This is a genomic window from Cryobacterium sp. MP_M3, assembly GCF_015752155.1.
Classification (GTDB): Bacteria; Actinomycetota; Actinomycetes; order Actinomycetales; family Microbacteriaceae; genus Cryobacterium.
In genome coordinates this window covers 42,190-68,411 of sequence record NZ_JADOVI010000011.1, presented here as the reverse complement: position 1 = coordinate 68,411, position 26,222 = coordinate 42,190, and the positions used below count along the sequence as shown (strand labels likewise).

The window sequence follows — 26,222 nt, the reverse complement described above, 5'->3', positions numbered from 1 at the left end:
GTCGCAGGTCGGCCGCCGCGCCGTCGCCGGGCCGGCGCGTAGGCTCGACCCATGGGCATTGAGACGCAGTTCCGCGCAATCGTCGTCGACCGCACCGAAGACACGGAGGGCAGGAAGACCCAGAGCTCGGCGCTCCGCCTGGTCGATGACGGTTTCCTGATGCCGGGCGACGTGACCGTCGCCGTCGACTACTCCGGCATCAACTACAAGGACGGCCTCGCCCTGATGGGGCGCCCCGGCGTCGTGCGGGTGTGGCCGTTGATCGCCGGGATCGACCTGGTCGGCACGGTGGAGGCGAGCACCGACCCGCGCTGGAACACCGGGGATCGCGTCATCCTGAACGGCGCCGGCCTCGGCGAAACCCACCACGGCGGACTGGCCGAGCGGGCCCGGGTGAGCGGCGCCTCCCTCGTGCGGCTCCCGGACGGCATCAGTGCGAAGCGCGCGGCCGCGATCGGCACCGCCGGGTTCACGGCCATGCTCTCGGTGCTGGCACTCGAGCGGGGTGGCATCACGCCCGACTCGGGCGACATCCTCGTCACGGGCGCTGCCGGCGGAGTCGGCTCGATCGCGATCGCCCTGCTGGCGGCGCGCGGTTACCGGGTGCACGCCTCCACCGGCCGGGCCGACGAGCTCGGCGGCTACCTGCGGGGCCTCGGCGCTGCGGACCTGGTCGACCGGCGCACCCTGGGTGACCCCGGCAAACCCCTGCAGGCCCAGCGCTGGGCCGCAGCCGTGGACTCCGTCGGAAGTTCCACCCTCGCCAACGTGCTCGCCCAGATGAACTACGGCGGAGTCGTGGCCGCCTGCGGTCTCGCCCAGGGCCCTGAACTGCCGACCACGGTCATGCCGTTCATTCTGCGCGCGGTCAGCCTGATCGGCATCAACTCGGTCGAGGCGCCGCTTGCACTGCGTGAGCAGGCGTGGGGCCGGCTCGCGGCCGACCTCGACCTCGGCCTGCTCGACGGCCTGACCGAGGAGATCGGCCTCGACGACGCGTTCGGGGCGGCCGAGCGTATCCTCGCCGGCACGATCCATGGGCGCACCGTGGTCGACGTCCGGCAATAGGCTGCACGCATGAGCATTGTCGCGTCCGCCTTCATCGCCCTCGCGGCGCTGCTGCACGTCTACATATTCCTGATGGAAAGCGTCTGGTGGACCCGTCCGGCCACCTGGAAACGGTTCGGCGTGCCCAGCCAGGCTGCTGCGGACACGACCCGGCCGATGGCCTACAACCAGGGGTTCTACAACCTGTTCCTCGCCGGCGGCGCCGTCATCGGACTCCTGCTCTTCTTCGGCGGTCAGCCGGCCGCGGGCGCCGCACTGGTGCTGTTCAGCAACGGCTCCATGGTGCTCGCGGCGACCGTGCTGACGACGACGGGACCCGGCTATCTGAGGGCTGCGCTGACCCAGGGCGCCCTCCCACTGATCGGCATCATCCTCTTCCTCCTCGCCTGACGTCGCCGCCGGGCCCTGTACACCGGCCCCATGGCATCCGCGCCCCTCTTTCGGGTCCGCCGCGCCAAGATCCCCCACAATTGGGGGGGATCGATTGGCGAAATGAGCGTAGCTTACTTACTAGTGACCCCCACCCAAGGGCCACTCGGTATCGCGGCCTCCCGCGCGCGATGCTGTCAGCACCACAGGTAGTTATGCAGGATGCACCACGTCATACCCGTGACGTCTGCCGTACTCCCCGATTAGAGTGACTACGCACGCACTCGTTACCCGAAACGAAGCGCCGTCTGATGATTGAACGACCCCTCTGTTACCCCGCACGCCCCGACTGCCCCGGCACCACCCCCCGCCGCGCCAGTGACCGGGGCCGGACGACCGCGTTCCGCCCGACCACGGACACGCACCCATGAAATCGACGGTACGGCTCGAGGAGCTCGCCCGGATTCGCCAGGTGGCCACGGCACCCCAGGAATCCGCATTGCTGATCGTCGGGGAACCGGGGGCAGGCAAGACCCGCCTCCTGACCGCGATGGAACCGGTGGATGGCATCGTCACGCACCGGCTGCGGATCAACCCGGCCGAAGCCGGGTTCCCCTTGTCCGGCCTGAGCGCCTTCGTCGCCTCCTTCCAGAATCCAGCGGCCGCTGCACTGTCCGCGCGGCTGCTGGCACCGGCGTCCGGTGACGCGCAGATCGCGGCGAATGCTGCCGAGTTGCTCGCGCTCATCCGCGACTCCACGCCCACCTCGACCCTGCTCCTCATCGATGACCTCGATCTGATGGACGTGGCCAGCCAGACCGTGTTCTCGATGGTCGCCACCAGGCTGGGCGGCACCGGACTCCGGCTGGTCGGAACGGTGTCGGCAGAGCCGACGGACGGACCGCTCGCGGCGCTGCCGATCCTCAACCTCGAACGACTCACCTTCCCGGATTCGATGGCGCTGGTGACCGGGGTGATCGGCTCACGGACCGACGACGCCGTCCGGCGCATGGTCGTGGCGACGTCGGCCGGAAAGCCCCGGGAACTGACCCGCAACGCCCGGCTCCTGAACGGAGAGCAACAGGCCCAGCTGGCACCCGTCTCCCTGCCCTTCCGGGTCTCCCGGACGTCGTCCCGGCATCCGCTCGATGTCGGCGACGCCCAGCAGACAATGCTGGCCCGGCTCTCGTGCGCGTTCTTCACCAGCCAGGATGCGATCCTGGCCGCCGATACCCGCGTGCGAGGCACCCTCGAAGATCTCCTGTCGTCGGGCGCCGTCCTCCGGGATGGGCGCTACCTGCGGATCAGCGACGCAGCCCTCCGCGCCCGGACGTACTGGAGCATGGATGCCGGCACCCGGGCCGAACTCCATTCCGCCGCGGCCCTGGCCGAACTGGGCGCCGGTGGCGATCCCGGGCTGGCGGCCTGGCACCAGAGCTGGGCGGATGCCGGACGGCTGACCTCGGACCAGTTGTTGTCGGCAGCCGCAGAATTCACCCGGCGCGGGCTCATCTGGCAGGCCGTCGAACTGGCCGAACGCGCCCTGTCGATCGCCCTCGACACGACCGGCCACGGTGCGGCACTCTACGATCTGTCCCACGCGATGTACGAGCAGGCGGAACTGTCCTTCGCCACCCGGTACGCGCGCCTGGGGCAGCGCCACCCGGACTCCGGGGGATGCGCCTCGCGCCTCGCTGTGCTCAGGACCCAGATCGAGTTCATGTCCAGCCAGCAGTTGCTCTCGACCGACCTCGACGACAGCGGAAACCTGCGCGGCATCCGGACCCCCGACTCCGACGCGGCGGCGAACGCACTCGGCGTCATGGCCCTGCACCACGCGGAACGCTGGGAGGTCGACGCCGCCAGAGAAGACCTGTCCCGGGCGCGCACCCTTCTCGACGGGTGCACCCCCGCCACCATCGAGGTCAACGACCTGTCGGCCATGCTCGTGGCCGCCACGGACGGCGACCCTGCCCCGTCCGCCAGGGCCTTCGAACGGCTGTCCCGCCAGGGTTGGACGGGAGACGTCTCCCCACTGTCGCTCCTGGTGCTCGGTCGAAGCCTGACCTATGTCGACCGCCACGGCGACGCGCGCCGAGTCCTCCGCTCACTCCTCAACCAGGAACCCCAGCCCGACCCGATCCTGCTCCAGACCGCGCGGTACTACCTCGCCGAAAACGAGATCCTCGCCGGCAACCAATTCGAGGCGATCGCCATCATCGACCAGCTCCGCGCTTCGGGGGCCGGCGCCCAACTGCACCGCAATCTCCACCGTCTGCTGTTGGCGTGGTATTTCCAGGCCACCGGCGACCGTGCCAGGGCCGACGCCGCCATCGATGAGTGCAACCGGAGCTTCGCCACCTCGGACAACCCCGCCCTCGCCGCCCGGCTAGTCGCAGACCAGGGACGCTTCGCCCTGATGGAGGGCCGGTTCGACGAGGCGATCGCCTTTCTCCGGAACGCCGCGGCCATCGGAGCCGCATTCAAGAACCCCGCCCTCCTGCGGTATCAGGCCGACCTGATCGAGGCCTACGTGCTGACCGGCCGGCTGCGGGAAGCCGTCGCCCAGTTCCGCGAGTTCCACGCGCGGTCCCGGCAGTACCGCACGAGATGGACAGCGCTGGCCTCGGCGCGGGCAGAGGCCCTGCTCACGCCGGGGGAGGCATCCGTGCTCGCGTTCGACCAGGCCCTGAAGGCGTGGCAGCCCGGTGACTCCCAATTCGAGCTCGGTCGCACGCTGTTGAGCTTCGCCGACCGCCTCGTCAGTCTCGGGCACATCCGCGAGAGCACCGAACAGTACCGGGCAGCGCGGATGATCTTCACCCAACTCGGGGCCATGCCCTGGGCCAGGAAAGCCGACTCCGTTCGCCTGGGCCACGACACCGGCAGTGACAATCCGCTCCTCGTGAAGCTGGCACCCGACGAGCGCACCGTCGCGGAACTCGTCTGCCGGGGTCTGCGCAACAAGGAGATCGCGACCGAGCTCTTCGTCTCCCTGCGAACCGTCGAGGTGCGCCTGACCCGCACCTACAACAAGCTCGGGGCCAGGTCCAGGTCCCATCTGATAGCGATGCTCTCCGTCACCGGTGTGGCGAGCGCCGGCCGCGCCGCCAGCGGCATGAACTGACCTGGCCACCCGCCAAACCACCCCGTCGGTCCCCCGCCGGATCCGCGAGAGGGGGCGGCCTCTGGGGGCGAAGCGGATGCTGCCCGGGCGGTCGACCTAACCGGTCACCGGGCGGCCGGGCGCATGATCCGGCACGGTGACGAGTGTGCTCCGGCGGGCCGGGCTCTTCCAGGTGCCGGTGGAACGCCCGAAGAAGGCCTGCGGCAGAGTCCACAGGCAGATGGCCGCGTCGACGACGCGGACGAGAGGGAACGCGAATCCGAGCACGAGGTAACGCGGCCGGCGGGTGACGATGACAACCAGGACGGTGAGGAGATAGTCGGGCAGAAGCACACCGACGAACACCGCCGTCGGGGGAATCGCCGTGGCGATCGACGCCACCACCCCGGTGTGGTCGGCTGCCACCTCCTCCCAGACCGTTGCGCCGATCGAGAGCATGAGCAGCGGGATGAAGAGCAGCATCATGATGCTGCTGGTGATCAGTTCGAATACGTACAAGGCCAGGGCACCCCAGAACCGGCCGTACCTGAAGCCGTGCCGGCGCACGGTCTGCCAGAAACCCAGGGTCCAGCGCCGGAGCTGCTTGGTGTAGTCCCTGAGCGTGTCCGGGTCCTGGGTGTACGCGATGGCGGCACGCGGGTGGAATGCGATCCGCCCGAGCTTCTTGGCGTGCACCTCGAAGGTCATGTTGAAGTCCTCGATGGCCAGGCCCGGGGCGCAGATGTCGATGTCGGCGAGAATCCGGCTGCGGTACATGCTCGCGAAACCGGGAACGATGGACACCACGTTCGCAGGCCGGGCCGCCTGGCCGAACTTGAGCAGGTACTGGACCACGACGTAGAACCGCTCCCGGTAGGCAACCAGAAACCGGCCGAGCCGGGTCGGCGACGGTGGTGAGGTGACGGTCGCCGCCCGGCCGGCCACGGCGACCACCTCGGGGTCGTCAAAGAAGGGGAGGCCGGTGGCCATGTAGTCCGGGGCCAGCTGGGTGTCCGCGTCCAGCAGCATGACGACCGCGAACCTGTCGGCGAGGTGGAAATGATCGATCGCGGCCACGAGCGCCCCGGCCTTGCCGCGGTTCGGGAGCAGCTCGACGACGTTCGCCCCGCACTCCCTGGCGATATCCGCGGTCGCGTCGCTCGAGGCGTCGGAGGAAATGAAGATGTTGCGCACTGGAACGATGCCCGCTGCCGACCTGATGGTGTTGGCGATGACCAGTTCCTCATTGTGCGCGGCGACGAGCACGGCGACGTCGTCGGGGGTGAGGCGCCGAGAGCCCGCGTGCGCCCCGGGCGCGAGCTGGGAATGGCTTCCGTGCGCCGAGAGCCGGCGCGCCCAGTGTGCGACGACACGGGCCGCTCCGACCGAGCCCCACAGGGCGGTATTGACGCCCATAACCAGGATCAGCACAACGAGGAAGCTGAGCATCCGTTCCTCCGTGACTTCCGTGATAGCGGGCGCCGTGGGTCGGCGCGGCAGCCGGATCGCGCCGTTTCGACGGCACCGGTGGTCCGACCGTACACGCCGCGTGGATCGGCTGCTACGAGCGGGTGCTGCGGTTAACCACACCCGGCTGCGGGATGCCCGCGCGAACCCGCACAGTCCGTCCGAACGGTTGCCTGCCCGCCGAGGGGATGCCGAGACTGAACTTCCGGGCATACCCAACCCGGACGCGTGTGGGCGCCTGACCTCCCGAAACCCGGCCTGGCCCCTCCTGCGTGATCCACCTCGAGCATTCTCCTTAACCCGAACAAAGGATCTGGAATGTCCATCGATTTCGTCGCCGAACGTCCCGTCTCCCTCGTGCACCGCGACCGGCAGCGCACCCTTCCCGACACGCAGTTCCTCCCGGTCATCCCCCGGACCCAATTCGATTACGACGTCGCGATCGTCGGCCTCGGCTATGTGGGATTGCCCACGGCGCTGTCGCTGCACGCCGCCGGAGCACGGGTTCTCGGCATCGATGTCAGCGAACGCCGGCTGAACATCATCCGAAACGGCGAAGCCGACCTTCTGGATTCGGACCGGGAGCGCCTGGCGACTGCCATGGCCGGAGACGATTTCGTCATCTCGGGCGACACGTTCCTGCTGGCCGATGCCGCCGCAGTCGTCATCTGCGTGCCGACCCCGGTGGACGAGCATCTGACCCCGGACCTCGCGATCCTCCGCGGCGCCTGCTCAATGGTCGTGGAGGCGGCGATTCCCGGCCAGCTGGTCATGCTCACGTCCACTACCTATGCCGGCTGCACCCGGGACCTGCTGGTGAAGCCCCTCCTCCAGCGGGGTCTCGTCGCTGGCCGTGACATCTTCGTCTCGTTCAGCCCTGAGCGGATCGACCCGGGCAATGACCGGTTCGCCCATGAGGATGTTCCGCGCGTGGTGGGCGGGGCAACCGAGGCCTGCCAGCGCGCTGGCGCCCTCCTGCTCGGCCGCTATGCCCGCAATGTGCACGATGTCAGCTCACTCGAGGTTGCGGAGATGAGCAAGCTGCTCGAGAACACCTTCCGTGCCGTGAACATCGCGCTCGCGAACGAATTCGCCGAGGCGTGCCTGACCCTGGGGCTCCCGGTGATGGAGGTGATCGAGGCCGCCAAGACGAAGCCGTACGGCTTCATGCCGTTCTACCCGGGCCCCGGCGTCGGCGGGCACTGCATCCCCTGTGACCCGCACTACCTGCTCTGGCAGCTGCGCAAGGAGCACATCGACTCGCCGGTGATCGAACACGCCATGGCCGAGATCGCCGGCCGACCGCGCCGAGTGGTTGAGCGTGTGCGCCAGACGCTCGCCGACCAGGGCAAGGCGCTCTTCGGCGCGCGAATCCTGGTCGTCGGGGTGTCCTACAAGCCCGACGTCGCGGACCTCCGGGAGTCCCCGGCGCTCGAGATCCTCAGCCTCCTGAAGAGCCTCGGCAGCCAGGTCGCGTACCACGACCCCTACTTCGAGTCGCTGACGTTGAGGGACGGCTCCGAGCTCACCGGCGTCGTGAACCCCGCCGCATTCCGGGCCGATCTCGTGCTCTTGCACACCGACCACGCCGCAGTCGAATGGTCCTGGCTCACGCCTGACCAGGTCCTCCTCGACACCACGTACCGCCGCTCCGATTTCCCCCAGCGCGTGCTGCTCTAACCCCCGCGCGCCCCGCCACACCAGGACAGTCACACCCCACGATCGGAGCACCTCTTGAAGTCAATCATCACCGGCGGCGCCGGGTTCATCGGCAGTCACCTCACGGAATACCTGCTCGGCCAGGGGGATGAGGTCGTCGTGCTCGACGACCTGTCCACCGGGTCCCTGCGCAACCTGGCCTCGGTCAGCGACAACCCCCGATTCCGGTTCGTTCAGGGATCGATCCTCGACCGTGCCCTGGTCGGCCAGGTCGTGGCCGGCAGCGATCGGGTGTTCCACCTGGCCGCGGCCGTCGGCGTCAAGCTGATCGTCGAGGAGCCGCTGACCAGCCTGCGCACGAACATCCACGGCACCGAGAACGTGCTCGACGCGGCCCTGGCCGCCGGTGCCATCCTGCTCCTCGCGTCGACCAGCGAGGTCTACGGCAAGAACACCGCCGACAGCCTGGACGAGGAGGCCGATCGCATCCTCGGCTCCGCCCTGAAGTCACGCTGGACCTATGCCGGAGCCAAGGGGATCGACGAGGCCTTCGCGCACGCGTACTGGACCGAATACGGGCTGAGGGTCGCCATCGTGCGGCTGTTCAACACCGTCGGCCCCCGCCAGACCGGGCGCTACGGGATGGTCTTCCCGAACCTCGTCGGCCAGGCCCAGCGGGGCGAGCCGCTGACCGTGTTCGGCGACGGGCGGCAGACCCGCTGCTTCTCCTACGTCGGCGACATCGTGCCGGCTCTGGTCCGACTCGCGGAGACTCCTGCCGCCTACGGTCGGGCGGTGAACATGGGCGGATCCCAGGAGATCTCCATCCTCGGCCTGGCCGAGCGGGTCATCGACGTCCTCGACAGCGAGAGCAGCATCACCCTGATCCCCTACGACGAGGCCTACGCCCCCGGTTACGAGGACATGAGGCGACGCGTGCCCAACAACGGCCTCGCCCGCGAGCTTGTGGCCTTCGAACCTTTGACCCCGCTCGACGAGGTCATCCGGAACGTGGCCGGCGCGGCGACGCCGGGAGGCGCCGGGAACGAGGCCATGACCCTCGGAGGTTCCTCCCACGATGCCTCCGGCGACGCACTGGCCTTTGCCGGTGGCGCGCCTCGGACGGATGCCCGCTGATGTGCGGCATCATCGGCTGCCGGACCACGACAGCGGCTCCCGGCTATCTGATCACGGGCCTGAAACTGCTCGAGTATCGCGGCTACGACTCCGCGGGGATCGCCGTGTCGGCCGCCGACGGCAGCACAGCCCTGTTCAGGACTACCGAGCGGGTGGATGCGCTGAATGGCCTCGTCCGGGCGTGGGACGGTCCGGCGCTCGGCGGAATCGGCATCGGCCACACTCGCTGGGCCACCCACGGCGGCGTCTGCGTCACCAACGCCCACCCGCACCAGGACTGCGACCGGCGTCTCAGCGTCGTTCACAACGGCATCCTGGACAATGCCGGACCCTTGCGCGCCGAACTCGAGGGGGCGGGGCACAGTTTCGCCTCAGAGGTGGACAGCGAAGTCATCTGCCACCTCGTCGAGGACCGGCTGAAGGTGACCCGCGACCTCCTCACCGCGGTCAGCCAGAGTGCCGAACAGCTGACCGGGTCCTGGGCGGTGGTCGTGCTCGACGGCCTGACCGGCCGAATGGTCGCCGCGGCCCACAGGTCGCCCTTGCTGGTGGCGCGCTCGGCGGAGGGAACCTTCCTCGCCAGCGACATCTCGGCCATCTCCGACTGGGTCGAGGAATACCGGATCCTCGGCGACGGCGACGTCGTCGAAGTCTCGGAGGATCTGGCCTGGACCCGGGCGGGCATCCCCTCCCTTGCGCCACCGCCGATCATGCGCCCTCCGCGGGCGAGTTTCAGCCTGCTCGACCAGGACGATCACATGAATTCGGAAATCGACGAGCAGCCTGAGGCCGCGGCCAGGGTGATCGAGGGGATCGGCCGGAGTGTCGCGGACGGCACCCTCTGGACCGGCCTGGGCCTGCCGCCGTTCCAACGCCTTCGGGTGATCGGCTGCGGGACGTCGCTGAATGCCGGGGCCATCATCGGCGCCGGCCTGAGCCGGCTGGGCGGGCAGGCGCACAGCATGGTCGTGGCCAGCGAGGCCGCGGGCACCGTGATCGAACCGGGCACCCTGACCCTGGCGATCAGCCAGTCCGGGGAGACCGCGGACGTCCTCCGGGCGATCGACGAGGGCCCGGAGGACGCTCCCGTCCTCGCCCTGGTCAACAACGTGCATTCCACCCTCGCCCGGAAGGTCGACGCGGTGCTGAGTTGCTCGGCCGGCCCGGAGATCGGGGTCGCCGCCACAAAGACGTTCGTCTGCCAGGTACTGGTCGGCACGGGCCTCGTGATCGCCTCCCTCGTGGCGTCGGGCCGGATCACCAGGCACGACGCGCGGAGCCTCGTCGACGACCTCTACGGCATCCCGGAGCGTTTTGCCGCGGCGGCCCTCGCCGCCCACCGGGAGCTTCCGGGACTTGTCGAGGAGGTCAGGCACGCCAGCGGATTCCTCTTTCTCGGCCGCGGCGCGGCCGTGCCGTACGCCGCGGAGGGGGCGCTCAAGCTGAAGGAGCTGACCTACCGGTGGGCAGAGGCCTACCCGGCCGGTGAGCTCAAGCACGGGCCGCTCGCCCTGGTCGAGACCGGCACCCCCGTGGTGATCGTCGACGACGGTGACCCCCGGCTGGCCGGGAACATCTCCGAGGTCCGTGCTCGCGGCGGGCTGATCCTGTCCGTGGGCCGGCCGGGCAGCCGGATCGAGACGCCCTTGTCCGCACTGGCACCGTGCGGTCCGCTCGAGGCCGTCGTGCCGCTCCAACTGCTCGCGCTCCGCCTCGCCGTCGATCTCGGCTTCGACGCGGACAAACCCCGGAACCTGGCCAAATCGGTCACCGTCGACTGAAACTGCCCCCGCACCTGCACCTGCACCACATGGCAACACCCGAATGCACCCGATTGCACCACCGAAGAAGGAGCGATTCCACCATGAATATCACTTCCAGAAGTCGCGGCGCACTGCTGCGGTGGACCGCCGTCCTGACCGGGGTGGGGCTCGCCGTCGCGCTGGGCAGCACGCCCGCGCAAGCGGTCGGACCCATCATCAAGGCGGCACCGGTCGGCCCCACCACGGTCGTCAGCCTCACCTTCGATGACGCAAATGCCGACCAGACCACCGCCGTCACCACGATGAACCAGCTCGGACTCAAGGGGACGTTCTATGTGCCGACCGGGTGGGTCGGCCTTCCCGGCTACCTCACACAGGCCGATTTGGCCAGCATGGTTGCGGGAGGGCACGAAATCGGAGGCCACACCGTCAACCACCCCGACCTCGCCACCCTCACGCCAACGGAGGCGATTCGACAGATCTGTCAGGGCCGGGCGACCCTGGCCGAATGGTCAATCCCGACGAGGAGCTTCGCCTACCCGTTCGCGACGGTGACCCCGGCGCTGGAGACGGCGGTGAAGGGCTGCGGTTTCAACAGCGCCCGCGGCCTCGGCGACATCGAGGGTAAGAGCCTCGGGTTGCCGAGCTGCGTGGGCTGCGGCTTCTCGGAATCGTTCACGCCGGCCGACCCGTATGCGACCCGGGCGCCCGACGAGGTGGACTCCAGCTGGAGCCTCGCCGATCTGCAAAAATCCGTCACGAATGCGGAGACGACCGGCGGATGGCTGCAGCTGACCTTCCACCACATCTGCGCCAGCGGCTGTGACCCCACCCTGACGACGACCCCGACCATCTTCTCTGATTTCGCCACCTGGCTGGCGGCGCGAAGCGCGACCAACAACACGACGGTCAAGACGGTCGGCGACGTCATCGGCGGCGTCGTACAGCCCCTCGCGGGCACCACAGTGGTGCCCGAGGCCGGTCCGGGCGTGAACGGGGTCCAGAACCCCGGGTTCGAGGACGCGGGCACGGCGGGGATGCCGAGGTGCTGGCAGAAGGGAGGCTTCGGCACCAATACCGCGACGTTCTCCACGGTGACCACCGCCCACACGGGCCTGGCAGCTGAACAACTGGTCGTCTCCGGCTTGACCAGCGGCGATGCCAAGGCCATCGTCACCCAGGACCTCGGAGACTGTGCGCCCACCGTGACACCCGGCAAGACATACTCCCTGAGGGCGTGGTACACCTCGACCGTACCCACCCAGTTCGACGTCTACCTGCGCAACGGTGTCGGTGTCTGGGCCTATTGGACCTCGAGCACGCAGTTCCTGGCCAGTGCCACGTTCGCGCAGGCGGTGGCGACCACAGCGGTCATCCCCCCGGGTACAACCGGGATCAGTTTCGGATTGAACCTGATCACGAACGGCACCCTGGTCAGCGACGACTACGCCCTCTACGACGCCGCAACCGCGCCCGGCATTCTCGTTCCGGCCACCCCGACGATCACCGGGACCGCGACGGTGGGCCAGATCCTGACGGCCGTTCCCGGAGCATGGACCCCGACCACGACGACTTTCACTTACCAGTGGCTGAGGGCCGGCACGGATATCGTCGGTGCGACGGCGGCCACCTACACGCTGGTCGCGGCAGACCTGGGCAAGGCGATTTCCGTCCGGGTGACCGGCTCGGCCACCGGCTTCACTCCATTGCCAGTCGTCTCGGCCGCGACGGCGCCGATCGCCAACGGTACGGTCACGGCGACTCAGGTGTCCGGACCTAACCGTTACTCCACTGCGGTGGCAGTCTCCGTGGCGAACTTCCTCCCTGGTGTCGCGAGGGTGTACGTGGCGAACGGGGAGAACTTCCCCGACGCCCTGAGCGCCGCACCGGCTGCCGCGCACTTCCAGTCACCCGTGCTGCTCACGCCGCAGGCCGCCGTGCCCGCGGCCGTGCTGACGGAGATCGGGCGGCTCAAGCCAGGCAAGATCGTGGTCGTCGGAAGCACGGTCGTCGTGTCGGATGCCGTGGTCGCCCAGTTGGCTGCAATCGCGCCCGTCGTGCGTGTCGCCGGGGCAAACCGGTACGCGACCTCACAGGCGATCGCCTTGGACGCATTCGGGGCGGGCGGAGCGAAATCAGCCTACCTCGCGACCGGTGAGAACTACCCTGACGCCGTGGCGGCCGGGCCGGCCGCAGCGCACTTCGGCGGGCCGATCATCCTGGTTCCGGGGGCAGCAACCACACTCGACGCGGCCACCGGCTCGCTGCTGACAACCCTGGGCGCCACGACGGTGAGAATCGCCGGCGCCCCGACGGCCGTGAGCACAGGTATCGAGACAGCGGCGAAGGCGGTTACCGGCGTGACCACGGTCAAGCGCAATGCCGGGTCCAACCGCTACGGCACGGCCGCAGCCATCAATCAGGACGCGTTCCTCACCAGCGACACGGCCTACGTGGCTACGGGGCAGAACTTCCCGGACGCCCTGGTCGGCGGAGCCGTCGCAGGCGGGAAGGACTCACCGCTCTACCTGAGCCCGACCGAGTGCTTCGACAAGACCGCACTCGCCGAGATCCAGCGGTTGGGTGCCACGAAGGTGGTGCTGTTTGGCGGGCCCCCTGCACTCGGGCCAAATGTGCTGAGCATGACGTCCTGCCCATAACGCCGTTGCTCGGAAGTCCTGCACATCACTAGTGGTCGGCGCCGTCGAGGATTCGGCGGCGCCGACCACTGCGCGGAAGGGAAGTTCCAGGCATGACCTCACCACACAGCGAGTCGCACCGGGGCCGCCGGATCATCGTCGTCGCAGCTGCCATCGTCGCTGGCCTCGGATTGCTCCTGGCCGCGCCGAACATCATCGTCCGGCTCGGCGGGACCGGCGAGCCGGGCTCGCCGAGCCCCGCCGCTTCCACGCCGAGCGGCGGAACCTACCCCTGGCACACGGGCATCGTGTCGACGACGTTCTGGGTCGGCGAGGTGTTCGACCCGAACGCCTCCGACGGCAGCCAGGTCTACTCCACCTACGACTCGGGCTGGATGGAGAGCTACGGCGGCTGCGACGGCATCCTCACCGAGAACGACTGCCAGACCGAGGCGAGGTCCGCGGCCAACGGGTTCTTCCCGACGACGATGACCCCGCTGGAGAACCCGTTCTACCTCGACCTGCCGTTCGACGATCTCAACGACCCGAAGGCCTTCGCCTCACGTGAGAAGGTCATCCCCTGGGCCGGGGATCCCGCCTATGCGGGCTCGGCGGGCAACGACAGGATGAGCCTGATGAAGAACCGCTGGGTGCGGATCCGTGCGAACGGTCACACCTGTTACGGGCAGATCCAGGATGCCGGCCCCGGCCAGTACCACGACGCCGCGTACGTCTTCGGGCACGACGACCGGCGCCCCGCCAACAAGAAGTTCAACGGCGCCGGAATGGACGTCTCCCCCGCGCTGAACGGGTGCCTGCGCTTCACCGACATCAACGGCGAGGACGACACCGTGGACTGGCAGTTCGTCGAATTCTCCGATGTGCCGCCCGGGCCGTGGACGACGATCGTCACCACCAGCGGGGTGCGCTGACGAGTCAGAGCTTGAGCGAGGCGATCAGGTCGGGTGCGTGGTTGGTGGTCAGGATGACCCGCGCGAAATCCTCTTCGACCAGGTCGATCACGACGGCCTGGCGCTTGCGCTTGATGGCGAGGAAGTCCTTGCCGCCATGGAACTTCCAGGTGCCGACCGCGAGCACCAACGGCACCTCGAGCCCGGGTGCCCGGATGCCGCGGATCCAGATCCACGGGTCGTCGGTGATGGCCACCGAACGGATGTTCTCCCGCTGCACGACGATGTCCTCTCGCCGAAGCGAGAGGGTCTTCTCTGCCTTCGTGAGGTGGATCTCAAGCCGGTCAGGGTGAACGCGCAGGGAAGCCATGCTCCTAGTCTGCCTGTTCCGGGTGGAAATCGGTTTGTCGGTTCCTCACAAAGGAATAACGTCCCCGCGGTCGGATGCTCACACCATCGCCGTGGCGGCGGCGGCCGCCTTCGCTGCGGCGGGCAGCGCGTCGACGATCCACTCGATCGCGGCCTCGTCGTGGGCGGCCGACACGAACCACGCCTCGAACACCGACGGGGGCAGGGAAACACCCTGGTCGAGCATGGAGTGGAAGAACGGCCCGTACCGGAAGGCCTCCTGGCGCTGCACCTGGGCGTAGTCGCGCGGGGCCGAGGTCGCTGCCTCCTCGCCGAACACGAAGCTGAACAGGCTGCCGGCGCGTTGCACGCTGTGCGCGACGCCTTCGGCGCTCAGCGCGGTCGACACCGCACCGGAGAGACGCAGGGCCGTGGCGTCGAGCTTGGCGTAGACGTCCGCGTCGAGCGCCTGCAGCGTGGCGATTCCCGCGGCCACAGCCACCGGGTTCCCCGACAGGGTGCCGGCCTGGTAGACCGGGCCGTTCGGGGCGAGGTGGTCCATGACCTCGGCCCGGCCGCCGAGCGCCGCCACCGGAAGTCCGCCGCCGATGACCTTGCCGAAGGTGAACAGGTCGGGGCTGTAGCGCGGCTGGTCGCCCGCGTTCTCGAGTCCCCAGAAGCCGGCCGGTCCGACTCGGAAGCCGGTCAGCACCTCGTCGATGATGAGCAGCGCGCCGTGCTCGTGGGCGAGCTCGGTGAGGGCGGCGTTGAAGCCGGGATCCGGGGCCACGACGCCCATGTTCGCGGCGGCGGCCTCCGTGATCACGGCGGCGATCCGGCCGGGGTGGGCTTCGAAGGCCAGCCGGACGGCGGCGAGGTCGTTGTAGGGCAGCACGAGGGTCTGCGCGGCCGTCGCCGCCGTCACGCCGGCCGAGCCGGGCAGGGCCAGGGTGGCCAGGCCGGAGCCCGCCTGGGCGAGCAGCCCGTCGGAGTGGCCGTGGTAGTGCCCGGCGAACTTGATCAGGAGGTCACGTCCGGTGAAGCCGCGGGCCAGGCGGATGGCCGTCATGGTGGCCTCCGTGCCGGTCGAGACCAGGCGGAGCTTCTCGACCGCGCCGACCCGGGCCTCGATCAGTTCGGCCAGCACCGTCTCGCCGGGGGTCGAGGCGCCGAAGGACAGCCCGAGGGCGGCGGCATCCTGCACCGCCTGCACGACGCCGGGGTGGGCGTGGCCGAGGATGGCCGGACCCCAGGAGCTGACCAGGTCGACGTAGTCGCGCCCGTCGGAGTCGGTGACGTAGGCGCCCTTGGCCTTGACCAGGAACAGGGGGGTGCCGCCGACCGAGCGGAAGGCGCGCACCGGAGAGTTGACCCCGCCGGGGATGGCGCGCTGGGCGCGCGCGAACAGATCGTCGTTGTGGGTCATCAGCGGGCGGGCCTCTCGTTGAGCCAGTCGGCCAGTTCGACGGCCCAGTAGGTGAGCACGGCATCCGCCCCGGCACGACGGATGCTGAGGACGGACTCTTCGATCGCGCGGCGCCGGTCGATCCAGCCGTGGGCGGCGGCGGCCTCGATCATCGCGTATTCGCCGGAGACCTGATATGCCCAGACGGGAATGTCACTGACGGCGGAGACGTCGGCCAGTACGTCGAGGTAGCTGCCGGCCGGCTTGACCATGACGATGTCGGCACCCTCGCTGATGTCGAGGAGGGCCTCGCGCACGCCCTCCCGGCGGTTGGCCGGGTCAAGCTGGTAGCTGCGGCGGTCACCGACCAGGGTGGACTCCACCGCGTCGCGGAAAGGCCCGTAAAAGGCCGACGCGTACTTGGCCGAGTAGGCGAGCACGGCGGTGTCCACGTAACCGGACTGGTCGAGCGCCTCGCGCACGGCGGCCACCTGGCCGTCCATCATGCCGCTGAGGCCCAGCAGCTGCGAGCCGGAGGCAGCCTGCACCAGCGCCATCTCGCGGTAGCGCTCGAGAGTGGTGTCATTGTCGACGGTGCCGTCGACGGAGAGCACCCCGCAGTGCCCGTGGTCGGTGAACTCGTCCAGGCAGAGGTCGGTCTGAACGACGAGGGCGTCGCCGACCTCGGCGACGAGCGCCCGGGTGGCCGCGTTGAGGATGCCGTCAGGGTCGGTCGCACCCGTGCCGATGGCATCGCGCACATCAGGCACACCGAAGAGCATGATCCCGCCGATGCCGGCCTCCGCCGCCTCGGCGACGGCACGCCGGGCACTGTCGACGGTGTGCTGCACGACCCCCGGCATCGACTGGATCGGCACGGCTGCGCCGGTGCCTTCCCGCACGAACATCGGCAGGACGAGCTCGGAGGGGTTCAGGCGGGTTTCGCTGGCCAGGCGACGGAGCGCGGGTGTGGTGCGCAACCGTCGCGGGCGGATGACGGGGTTTATCACTCGTCAACCCTACGTCGCCCGGCCGAGCCTCGGCGAACTGTGACCTGTGCACCCTTGCGGGGCCCGGAACCGAGCCCAAGTCTCAGTTCGGCGAGGGAGGTGACCGGCTCAGCGGGAGAGCGCGACCTGAACCAGGGCCTCGATCAAGGATTCGGCGCTCGGCGCGTCGGCGACGACGTCGACCCGCAGCCCGATCGCCGCGGCATCCTTCGCCGTGCGCGGTCCGATGCAGGCGACGATGGTGGTCTCAGGGACCGGTCCGAGCTGGTCCTGCACCTGCTGGGCGACGCTCCCCGAGGTAACGAGCAGCGCCTGCACCCGGCCGGCCGCGACGTCGGCCACGACCCGCTCGTCGACCGGCACGCCGATGGTGCGGTAGGCGACGACCGATTCCACCTCGTGGCCGATCCGGCGCAGCCCCTCGGTGAGGAGCGGCTTGGCGATCTCCGACCGGAGGGTGAGGATGCGCAGCGGCACGACTCCCTGGGTCGCCGCCTCCCACTCGGACAGGAGGCCGCGGGCCGAATTGTCCTCCGAGGGCACGATGTCGACGCGATACCCGGCCGCGATCAGGGCAGCGGCGGTGGTCTCGCCGACGGCCGCGATCCGGGTTCCGGGGGCGACGACAGCCCGGTGCGAGGACAGCACGTCGACGGTGGTGGCGCTGGTGACGGTCATCCAGTCGAAGTCGCCGTCGGCGAGCCTGGCCAGCGCCTCTTCGAGTGCGGGTGCGTCATCGGTCGCCGCGAAGTTGATCATCGGCGCGACGATCGGCTGCGCCCCCTTGGCGCGCAGGTCGGCCGCGACGTGGTCGCCCCACGGCCCGCCGCGGGGCACCAGGACGCGCCAGCCGGTCAACGGCTTGGTCAGGTTCGGTTTGGTCTTGTAACGCCAGGTCATTACGAAGTCACCTTCATCGGGGCGAAGTCGGCAGCACCGCCGGACAGCAGGTCTCGGGCCACACGTTCTGAGACGTCCTGGGCGGCGTCGACCAGGTGTGCAATGGAAAAGGATTCAGGCGTCGCGGCATGCGAGCTCACGACGCTTTTGGCACCATCTGGACTGTACACCGTCGCGGTGAGGAAGAGGAGACCGTCGTCGATGGCGGCCATCGCGCCGATCGGCGCGGCGCACCCTGCCTCGAGGTGCGCGAGCACAAGCCGTTCGGCCGTCGTCGTGGCCTGGGTCGTGGCGTGGTTGATCGCGTCCAGCGCCCGGACCAGCGTGCGGTCCAGCCGGCCGGAGCGCACCTCGATCGCCAGGGCACCCTGGCCCGGCGCGGTCGGCCAGGCGGACAGCTCGAGGAACTCCGGCTCGAAGGTGGTCAGCAGTCCGAGCCGGCCGAGACCGGCGGCCGCGAGCACGACGGCGTCGAGGTCGCCCTCCACCACGCGACCCAGCCTGGTGTCGACGTTCCCGCGGAGGTCGACGACCTCGAGGTCGGGGCGCACCGAGCGCAGCTGCGCCACCCGTCGCGGCGACCCGGTGCCGACCCGCGCGCCCTGGGGCAGGGTGGAGAGGGTGAAGCCGTCACGGGCGCAGAGCACGTCGCGGGCATCCGCTCGCTTAGGGGTGGCCCCGATGGCCAGGCCCTCGTAGGCGGCGGTGGGCAGGTCCTTGAAGGAGTGCACGACGAGATCGCACTCCCCGGCGAGGAGGGACTCGCGGAGGGCGCTGGCGAACACGCCGGTTCCGCCGAGGCTCGACAACGGTTCGGTGGACGTGTCCCCGTGGGTGGTGACCTGGACGATCTCGACCTCGGCGCCCGCCGCCGCGGCGATCCGGTTGGCGATCTGCGTCGTCTGCGCGAGGGCGAGGGCGCTCCCGCGGGTGCCGACGCGAATGGCAGCACTCACGGTGCCATCCCCGCGACGGCAGGCTTGAATCCGAGGCGCACGTTCTCGCAGCAGCCGGGGCGGCACACGTCATACCAGGGGCCGAGGTCCGTCATCGCGGGGCGCTCGTCGACGGGCACGTCGGTCAGGCGCTCGAGGACAAGGTCGACGAGTCCGCTGACGTAGGCCGGGTCGACGCCGGGGGTGGGCACACGCACCGAGAACAGGCCGTGTTCCCTGGCGGTTTCCGTTGCCTCGTTGTCGAGGTCCCACATGACCTCCATGTGGTCGCTCACGAAGCCGAGCGGCACGATCACGACGGCACGGATGCCCCGGGCCGGCAGCAGCGCGATGGCGTCGTTGATGTCGGGCTCGAGCCACGGCATGCTCGGCGGCCCGCTGCGGGACTGGAAGACCAACTGCCACGGGCTCTGGATCGGCTCCGCGACGGAGTCGCCGTCGATGACGACCTGCGCGACGGCCAGGTGCTGGGCCTTGTAGGCGCCGCCTTCACCGAAGCCGAGGGCGGTCGGCCCGCTCTTGGCGGCATCCGTCATGGGGATGGAGTGGGTGGAGAACAGGATCTCCACCTCGGTGGCCAGGTCGATGCCGGGGATATGGGCGGCGACCTCCGCCAGGCCCTTTCGGACGCCGGTGATGAACGGCATCACGAAGCCGGGGTGGTCGAAGAACTGGCGCACCTTGTCGATCTGCACGATGCCCTCGAGGCCGTTCACGGACAGCGCCTCGGCGAAGTCCTCGCGGTACTGGCGGCAGCCGGAGTAGGAGCTGTACGCGCTGGTGGCGATGGCGAGCAGCCGGTCCTGGCCGTTGGAGTGCGCCTCGGCGACGACATCGCGCAGGTACGGGCCCCAGTTGCGGTTGCCCCAGAGCACGGGCAGGTCGATTCCACGGCCGGCCAGCTCGACCTCGAGGGCCGCCTTGAGTACGCGATTCTGGTTGTTGATCGGGCTGATCCCGCCGAAGTGGCGGTAGTGGTGGGCCACCTCTTCGAGGCGCTCTTCCGGGATGCCGCGGCCGCGCGTGACGTTGCGCAGGAACGGGATCACGTCGTCCTGGCCCTCCGGCCCGCCGAATCCGGCGAGCAGGACGGCGTCGTAGCGCGCCACTACTGCAGCACCTCGACGAGTTCGGCCGTGCCGATGCGGCGTCCGGTGTAGAACGGGATCTCCTCGCGGACGTGCCGGCGGGCTTCGGTCTCGCGCAGGCCCCGCATGAGGTCGACGAGTTCGGTGAGTTCGTCGCTTTCGATCGGCAGGAGCCATTCGTAGTCGCCGAGGGCGAACGCGGAGACCGTGTTGGCGATCGCGCCGCGGTAGGCGGCGCCCTTGCGGCCGTGGTCGGCGAGCATGGCGCTCCGCTCGGCCTCGGGGAGCAGGTACCACTCGTAGCTGCGCACGAACGGGTAGACCGTCAGCCAGCCCTTCGGTTCCACCCCGCGGAGGAAGCCGGGCACATGGCTCTTGTTGAACTCGGCGTCCCGGTGCACGCCCATCGCGTTCCAGGTGGGGAGCAGGCTCTTGAGCAGGCGGCTGCGGCGCAGCTCCCGGTTGGCCCACTGCAGGGTCTCGGCCTCGGGCGCGTGGGTCCAGATCATCACGTCGGCGTCCGCGCGCAGCCCGGAGACATCATAGAAGCCACGCACGGTGACGCCCTCCGCCTCGACGAGCGCAACCACGTCATCGAGCTCGAGAACGGCGTGCGGCACGTCCCGGCCGTCGAGGTCATCCGGGTTGCTCGGGTCCTTGCGCAGGACCGTGAACAGCGTGAACCCCTGGGGGGATCCCGCAGAGGCGTCGGCCGCTGACGGGGTCTCGGCGGGACTGGTCGGGTGGAGTGGGTTTACTGCCTCTCCGGCAGCCGGGTGAGTCATGAGTACTAGTCTCTACTTCTTTGCGACCAGAGCCAAAAGACGCGCCCCGAACCCGCCGGCGCGCCGGTGTTCCCGGCGGTGGTTCAGCGGTCCTGCGCGGCCTTCACGCCGAGCCAGACCGCCGCGCCGGCGACGAGGGCGGCGGCGACCGCGATCCCGACCAGAGCGGCCGGGTTGTCCTCGCCGAGGCGGTACAGCCGGAGCTTGAGCAACCGCGCCCGGTAGCGGAGCTGCTTGGGCAGGTTGAGCTTGTACTCGATCGCATCGAGCGTGCGCGCGAGTTCCGCCCTGGCCGTCATCGCGTCGGCGCGCAGTTCTGCCTTCGAGCGATGAACGGTGGCTTCACCCGTGACGGCGACCGTCTTCGCCTGGCTCCCGGTCGTGGTCTTGTCTTCAGTGCTCATACTCGCCAACTCCCTTGAACGCGTCAACGTCGTGCCGGATGCTTGCCGCGATTCCCTCTGGATCGGGGGCCGTGCCGGCCTTCACCCGGTTCACCCCGACGAGGACGAGGAGCGCCGCGATCAGCAGCAGCGCCACCGCCACGATCAGCGTGGCGAGCCAGAGCGGCAGCACGAGCGCGAGGGCGATCACGGCGAGCGCAATCAGCACGATCACGGCGAGGAAGGCGAAGACGCCGGCCACGGCGAACAGGCCGATGCCGAGTCCGATGTTCTTCGCCTTGCCGGCCACCTCGGCCTTGAAGGCATCGAGTTCCGCCTTGACGAGGGCGATGATCTGGCCGGGCAGCTCACCGAGCAGCACGACGAGCGATCGCTTCGTCCTGGGGTTGAAACCATTCGGGTTGAATCCGCTGTTGCTCACAGCTGCCCTTCCTTCGTTCCCTTGGAGTGCGCGACTGTTACCTGGTGGCGTCGTCGGACGCGGGCGTCCCGGCGGCCTTCGCCGGGGACGTGGTCGCGGGCGTCGCCGCGGCGGGTTTGGTTGCCGCGGGGGTGGCAGGGCTGTACGCGGTGCCGCCGGCATCCCTGGGCCCGGTGGTCCTGGCCTGCACGGCCGTGACGATCTTCTTGCCGGCATCGAACAAAGCGGATGGCACGTCGCCGACCCGTTCGAGGGCGAAGTCGCGCACCTCGGTCACACGGCGTTGCACGGGCGGGGCACTCCACAGGTTCTCAGCGGCAGCCACGATCTGGTCGTAGCGCTTGCGTCCGGCGCGGGCGCCCAGGACATAGCCCACGAGCCCACCTGTGATGAAGAGAAGCTTTCCCCGCATTGTCACTCCATTCCTCGAGGTTCATGTATCTCACCAGCGTATCCCTCCACGGGTTCACGCGCAGGGTGAAGCCGGAGCGGCCCTGGTTGTCCGGGCGATTCCCAGACTCCGGGCCGGCCGCTCAGATGCCGAGCGCCGCGTGCCTGACCCGGCCGGCGGCCGCGAGGGCATCGGGGATCACCGATGCGAGCCCGGTGCCGGCCAGCCAGGCGCCGCTCAGCTCCAGCCCGGGCGTCGCCTCGACTGCCGCGCGCACCTGACGCACCCGGCCGGGCGCCCCGATGGTCGCCGGCGACAGGGCGTCGCCCCACACCGTGCGGGCGAAACCGCGCACCAAGCCGGCGTCGAGGTCGACTCCGAAGATGGCCGACGCATCCCGCAGGGCGAGGGCGAGCAGCTCAGGGTCGGACAGGTCGACCGTCGGGCCGGCCGCACCGGCCCGGCCATAGGAGAGACGGATGACGTGGCGCCCCGGTCCGGCCGCCTCGGCGAGCCAGTCCCACTTCGCGGTCGCGTGGGTGAGCGCCTTGGCGGTCACGCCGGGGGTGCCGGCCGCGACGAGGGCTCCCGTTCCCCGGGGGTGCGCGTCCAGCTGGGGCGCGTCGAGGACGATGGTGGCCAGTTCGACCGCGGTGGTCTGCGGCCAGTCGAGCCCGGCGAGTGCTGCCAGTTCGGGGCTGAGGCCGGAGACCAGGCGAAGCGCCGGGGCGCCCGGGGTCGCGAGGATCACGAAGCGGGCCTCCCGGTCGCGGGTCGCGGGCGGTGCGGCGGGTTCGGCGGGTTCGGCAGCGGAACCGTCCGGCTGATCCGCGGCCGGGACCTCGGCCGGCACCCCCTGCCGCACGACCCAGGTCTGCGCTCCGTCGTCGGTCACACCGGCGCCATCGGGCACACCGGCTTCATCGGGCACACCGGCGCGCTGCAGGGTCGTGACCGGGGCATCCGTCACGATCTCGACCCCGAAATGGTCGAGGTCGGCCACGAGCGCGGCCACCAGCCGGGACATGCCGCCGCGCAGGCCCGCCACGGCGGAGCCGGCCGGGGCCGCGGAGCGCAGGGACAGCACCGCGCCCGACAACGAGCCGGCCGTGGTCAGGGCGGCGTTCAGTCCAGGGGCGACGACGTCGATCTCGAGGTCATCCGCCGCGGAGGAATAGACCCCCGCGGTGACGGGCTCGACGAGCCGTTCGAGCACGCGGCGGCCCATCCGTTTGCGCACGAGGTCGCCCAGGCTGTGCTCGCGGCCGATCGTGAGCACCGGCATCAGCCGGTCGAGGTACGCGCGCCAGGCGCCGCTCCAGCCGATCACACGGCGCACGTCGTCGGCCAGCGGGGAACCCGGTATCCCGAGCACCCCGGCCTGGGGCAGGGGGACGCTGATCGACCCGCCGCCCGGGCCCTCGTCAGGCAGGTGCAGCCAGGCGCCCGCGGGGTTCGGCGCGACGACGTCGCCGGTCAGGCCGAGCGAGTCGACGAACTCCGCGACCGCGTTGCGGCGCACCGCGAAGCTCTCGGCCCCGCTGTCCAGGGTCAGCCCGGCGACCTCGTGGCGTGCGACCGCCCCGCCCACCGCGGGCGTGGCCTCGAGCACGGTCACCGTGAGGCCGACCCGGGCGCACGCCCTGGCCGCTACGAGGCCGGCCACACCCCCGCCGATGACGATGACGTCCTGCATGTGCTTCTCAGCTCCCGGGTCGGCGAACGGTCAGGACGCGACCGGGGCGGAGGCACCGAGCTCGTGCACGAACGAGACCAGCCGGGTGAGCACGTTCGGGTCGGTCAGCGGCGGGACGCCGTGGCCGAGGTTGAGCACATGGGCCGGCGCGGTGCGGCCGCGCTCGAGCACGTCGAGCACGTGCGCCTCGAGCACGGGCCACGGCGCGGCGAGCAGGGCCGGGTCGATGTTGCCCTGAACGGGAACCACTCCGCCGAGGCGGCGATTGGCCTCATCCAGCGGCACCCGGTAGTCGACTCCGACGACGTCGGCGCCCACCCCGTGCATCTCCTTGAGGAGCTCCCCCGTGCCGACCCCGAAGTGCACCACCGGCACGTTGCGGCGCGTGGCCGTCTCCTCGCCGGTCTGGTCGGCATCCGTGGGGACGCCGTTCTCGGTGTAGGTGAGGTCGCGCACGTGCGCGATAGCCGCAGCGGATGCCGGCGCGACGTACCGGGTGTAGTCGTCCAGCGACAGGGCGCCGGCCCAGGAGTCGAAGAGCTGGGCGGCGCTGGCCCCGGCCAGCACCTGCGCGCGCAGGAACCGGCCGGTCACCTCGGCGGTCCAGGCCATCAGGGCGGCCCAGGCGTCGGGGTCGGCGTGCATCAGGGTGCGGGCGTTGATGTGGTCCTTCGACGGTCCGCCCTCGACCAGGTAGGCGGCCAGGGTGAACGGGGCTCCCGCGAAGCCGATCAGCGGGGTCTCGCCGAGCTCGGCGACCGTGCGCGCGACCGCCTGGCGGATCGGGGCGAGGCTCGTGTCGAGCACGGCCGGGTCGAGGGCGGTCAGCTCGGCGACGTCCTTGGCCGTGCGCACGGCCTTGCCGAGCACCGGGCCCATCCCGGCGACGATCTCGACGTCGACGCCGACCAGCTTGAGCGGGATCACGATGTCGCTGAACAGGATGCCCGCGTCGACGTTGTGCCGGCGCACCGGCTGCAGGGTGATCTCGCTGGCCATCTCGGGGTCGAGGCAGGCGTCGAGCATCCGGGTGCCCACCCGGAGGGAACGGTATTCGGGCAGGGAGCGGCCGGCCTGGCGCATGAACCAGACGGGGGTCACCTCCGGGCGGGTGCCCTGGTAGGCCCGGATGAGACGGGCGTCGGCGGTGAGTCCGGATGCGAGGGGGTGTTGCGCGTCAAGGTTCATTTGTCTCAATTCTGTCAAACTTCACACACCCGGGCGATTCGACCCCCAGAATCGCAAAGTAGACTCCAACGGTGTTGATCTGCCTGTCCGCCAGCCACAAGAACTCCAGCTTCGACGTGCTGGAGCGGTTGTCTGTCGGTGCGGACGACGCGGCGACCGGCATCCTGGAGCGCCACCCGGCCCTGGTCGGGGCCGTCGTCGTGGCCACCTGCAACCGCTTCGAGGCCTACCTCGACCTGGACGAACCCACCGGAACCTCTCCCCTCTCGGCGGTGCGTGCCGCGATCGACGGCGTCAGCGCGAGCACCGGCGTGGCCGCCGAGGTGCTGCGGGACACCCTCGAACTCGTGCACGGCAACACCGTGGCCGAACATCTCTTCGCCGTCACCAGCGGCCTCGAATCCGTCGTCGTCGGCGAGGGCGAGATCGCCGGCCAGGTGCGGCGCTCACTCGAACAGGCCCGGCAGGTGGGCACCACGAGCCCCGAACTGGAGCGCCTCTTCCAGCGCGCGTCGCAGACCTCGCGCGGGATCAAGAACCGCACCGGCATCGGAGCCGCCGGCCGCTCGCTCGTGCGGCTCGCCCTCGAACTGGCCGAAAGCCGCATCCCCGACTGGACCGAGACCCAGGTGCTGCTGGTCGGAACCGGTCGTTACGCCGGGGCCTCCCTGGCGGCGCTGCGCGACCTCGGCGCCGAGAACGTGCGGGTTTACTCCCCCTCGGGCCGCGCCCGCAAGTTCGCATCCTCGCACCAGATCACCGCGGTCGCCGAGTCGGACTTCGCCGTGGCGGCCGCGAGCGCCGACCTCATCCTCACCTGCACGACCGTCGAGCACCACGTGATCACTGCCGCACTGCTCCGGGCCGGGCGCGCCCAGGGTGGGGCCCAGGCGGATGCCGCACCGCCGGCGACCCCCTGCCCCGTCGGCGAGGCGCCCGGGTCTTCGCTCGCTCCAGAGGCCCCCGTGTCACCGGAGGCTCCGCAGCGGCTGATCATCGACCTCGGCCTGCCGCGCAACGTCGACCCCGATGTGACCGAGCTGGCCGGGGTGGAGCTGCTCGACCTCGAGACCATCCGCATCCACGCCCCGCTCGAAGAGCTCAATGCCACCAGCGACGCGCGCCTCCTCGTCGGACGGGCCGCCCGCAAGTTCTCCGCCGTCGCCGAGGAGCAGAGCCTCGCCCCGGCCGTCGTCGCCCTCCGCAGCCACATCTTCGGCATCCTGGACGCGGAGATCGAGCGGGCCCGCCGCCGCAGCGACTCCAGCGAGCAGACCGAGGCGGCGCTGCGGCACCTGGCCAGCGTGCTCCTGCACACTCCGATGGTGCGCTCCAGGGAACTCGCGCGAGCCGGCGAGCAAGCCGCGTTCCTGACGGGCCTCGACGCGATGTTCGGCATCCAGGTCGACCTGCCCGCCGTCTCCGCCACCCCGGACGACGTCGGGATCGCCCCCACCGCCTCATGACAGGCCGTCCTCGTGACGCGGCGGCCGCCCTCGTGCGCCGGCCGT

The 26,222-nt window shown here is 70.0% G+C and carries 22 protein-coding genes; 9 read left to right on the top strand and 13 right to left on the bottom strand.

Annotated elements, in window-relative coordinates:
- The first annotated feature begins 51 nt into the window (after window positions 1-51).
- The 3 genes from IWX89_RS13210 (at window position 52) to IWX89_RS13200 (ending at window position 4,564) form a co-directional block, all read left to right on the top strand.
- Complete coding sequence (locus IWX89_RS13210) at window positions 52-1,068, top strand: MDR family oxidoreductase (RefSeq protein ID WP_196904016.1); 1,017 nt, start codon at window positions 52-54, stop codon at window positions 1,066-1,068.
- Window positions 1,069-1,077: 9 nt separating this feature from the next.
- The gene (locus IWX89_RS13205) at window positions 1,078-1,458 is read left to right on the top strand and encodes a DUF1304 domain-containing protein (protein ID WP_196904015.1); all 381 of its coding nucleotides are present in this window, start codon (window positions 1,078-1,080) and stop codon (window positions 1,456-1,458) included.
- A gap of 406 nt (window positions 1,459-1,864) precedes the next feature.
- Window positions 1,865-4,564, top strand: coding sequence for a LuxR family transcriptional regulator (locus tag IWX89_RS13200; RefSeq protein WP_196904014.1), 2,700 nt, complete (start codon window positions 1,865-1,867; stop codon window positions 4,562-4,564).
- Between the two features lie 96 nt (window positions 4,565-4,660).
- On the opposite strand, the gene IWX89_RS13195 is transcribed toward IWX89_RS13200, so the two are convergent.
- Entirely contained in the window at window positions 4,661-5,992 is a 1,332-nt protein-coding gene (locus IWX89_RS13195) for a glycosyltransferase (RefSeq protein ID WP_196904013.1), read from the bottom strand.
- 336 nt (window positions 5,993-6,328) lie between these two features.
- Between IWX89_RS13195 and IWX89_RS13190 the strand changes: the two genes are divergently transcribed.
- From IWX89_RS13190 to IWX89_RS13170, 5 genes are all read left to right on the top strand, one after another.
- The gene (locus tag IWX89_RS13190) at window positions 6,329-7,690 is read left to right on the top strand and encodes a nucleotide sugar dehydrogenase (protein WP_196904012.1); all 1,362 of its coding nucleotides are present in this window, start codon (window positions 6,329-6,331) and stop codon (window positions 7,688-7,690) included.
- A gap of 54 nt (window positions 7,691-7,744) precedes the next feature.
- The gene (locus tag IWX89_RS13185) at window positions 7,745-8,806 is read left to right on the top strand and encodes an NAD-dependent epimerase/dehydratase family protein (RefSeq protein WP_196904011.1); all 1,062 of its coding nucleotides are present in this window, start codon (window positions 7,745-7,747) and stop codon (window positions 8,804-8,806) included.
- Window positions 8,806-10,587, top strand: a complete 1,782-nt coding sequence (gene glmS, locus IWX89_RS13180; RefSeq protein ID WP_196904010.1) for a glutamine--fructose-6-phosphate transaminase (isomerizing) — start codon at window positions 8,806-8,808, stop codon at window positions 10,585-10,587. The genes IWX89_RS13185 and glmS overlap by 1 nt, the downstream gene beginning before the upstream one ends.
- Window positions 10,588-10,670: 83 nt before the next feature.
- Window positions 10,671-13,229 carry a cell wall-binding repeat-containing protein gene (locus IWX89_RS13175; protein ID WP_196904009.1) on the top strand — a complete coding sequence of 853 codons (2,559 nt, stop codon included), beginning with the start codon at window positions 10,671-10,673 and terminating at the stop codon, window positions 13,227-13,229.
- A 92-nt stretch (window positions 13,230-13,321) separates the two neighbouring features.
- Window positions 13,322-14,140, top strand: coding sequence for a hypothetical protein (locus tag IWX89_RS13170; protein ID WP_196904008.1), 819 nt, complete (start codon window positions 13,322-13,324; stop codon window positions 14,138-14,140).
- Window positions 14,141-14,144: 4 nt separating this feature from the next.
- On the opposite strand, the gene IWX89_RS13165 is transcribed toward IWX89_RS13170, so the two are convergent.
- From IWX89_RS13165 to hemE, 12 genes are all read right to left on the bottom strand, one after another.
- Complete coding sequence (locus IWX89_RS13165) at window positions 14,145-14,489, bottom strand: hypothetical protein (RefSeq protein WP_196904007.1); 345 nt, start codon at window positions 14,487-14,489, stop codon at window positions 14,145-14,147.
- A 78-nt stretch (window positions 14,490-14,567) separates the two neighbouring features.
- Window positions 14,568-15,893, bottom strand: a complete 1,326-nt coding sequence (hemL, locus tag IWX89_RS13160) for a glutamate-1-semialdehyde 2,1-aminomutase (protein ID WP_196904006.1) — start codon at window positions 15,891-15,893, stop codon at window positions 14,568-14,570.
- Window positions 15,893-16,879 (bottom strand): porphobilinogen synthase, encoded by a 987-nt coding sequence (hemB, locus tag IWX89_RS13155; protein ID WP_374220520.1) that lies wholly within the window; start codon window positions 16,877-16,879, stop codon window positions 15,893-15,895. The genes hemL and hemB overlap by 1 nt, the downstream gene beginning before the upstream one ends.
- Window positions 16,880-16,990: 111 nt before the next feature.
- Window positions 16,991-17,782 (bottom strand): uroporphyrinogen-III synthase, encoded by a 792-nt coding sequence (locus IWX89_RS13150; protein WP_196904004.1) that lies wholly within the window; start codon window positions 17,780-17,782, stop codon window positions 16,991-16,993.
- Window positions 17,782-18,738 (bottom strand): hydroxymethylbilane synthase, encoded by a 957-nt coding sequence (gene hemC, locus IWX89_RS13145; RefSeq protein WP_307836558.1) that lies wholly within the window; start codon window positions 18,736-18,738, stop codon window positions 17,782-17,784. Before hemC ends, IWX89_RS13150 begins: the two co-directional genes overlap by 1 nt.
- Entirely contained in the window at window positions 18,735-19,847 is a 1,113-nt protein-coding gene (locus IWX89_RS13140) for a ferrochelatase (RefSeq protein ID WP_196904003.1), read from the bottom strand. Before IWX89_RS13140 ends, hemC begins: the two co-directional genes overlap by 4 nt.
- The gene (hemQ, locus tag IWX89_RS13135; protein WP_196904002.1) at window positions 19,847-20,611 is read right to left on the bottom strand and encodes a hydrogen peroxide-dependent heme synthase; all 765 of its coding nucleotides are present in this window, start codon (window positions 20,609-20,611) and stop codon (window positions 19,847-19,849) included. Before hemQ ends, IWX89_RS13140 begins: the two co-directional genes overlap by 1 nt.
- A gap of 83 nt (window positions 20,612-20,694) precedes the next feature.
- Window positions 20,695-21,015: a DUF3618 domain-containing protein gene (locus IWX89_RS13130; protein ID WP_196904001.1), complete on the bottom strand. Its 321-nt coding sequence runs from the start codon at window positions 21,013-21,015 to the stop codon at window positions 20,695-20,697.
- On the bottom strand, window positions 21,005-21,436 hold the full coding sequence (locus IWX89_RS13125; protein WP_196904000.1) for a phage holin family protein: 432 nt from the start codon (window positions 21,434-21,436) through the stop codon (window positions 21,005-21,007). The genes IWX89_RS13130 and IWX89_RS13125 overlap by 11 nt, the downstream gene beginning before the upstream one ends.
- 37 nt (window positions 21,437-21,473) lie before the next feature.
- Window positions 21,474-21,848, bottom strand: coding sequence for a hypothetical protein (locus IWX89_RS13120; RefSeq protein ID WP_196903999.1), 375 nt, complete (start codon window positions 21,846-21,848; stop codon window positions 21,474-21,476).
- A gap of 121 nt (window positions 21,849-21,969) precedes the next feature.
- On the bottom strand, window positions 21,970-23,523 hold the full coding sequence (locus tag IWX89_RS13115) for an NAD(P)/FAD-dependent oxidoreductase (protein WP_196903998.1): 1,554 nt from the start codon (window positions 23,521-23,523) through the stop codon (window positions 21,970-21,972).
- A 30-nt stretch (window positions 23,524-23,553) separates the two neighbouring features.
- Window positions 23,554-24,711 carry a uroporphyrinogen decarboxylase gene (gene hemE / locus IWX89_RS13110; RefSeq protein ID WP_196903997.1) on the bottom strand — a complete coding sequence of 386 codons (1,158 nt, stop codon included), beginning with the start codon at window positions 24,709-24,711 and terminating at the stop codon, window positions 23,554-23,556.
- 71 nt (window positions 24,712-24,782) lie between these two features.
- Between hemE and IWX89_RS13105 the strand changes: the two genes are divergently transcribed.
- On the top strand, window positions 24,783-26,177 hold the full coding sequence (locus IWX89_RS13105; RefSeq protein ID WP_196903996.1) for a glutamyl-tRNA reductase: 1,395 nt from the start codon (window positions 24,783-24,785) through the stop codon (window positions 26,175-26,177).
- The last annotated feature ends 45 nt before the right edge of the window (window positions 26,178-26,222 follow it).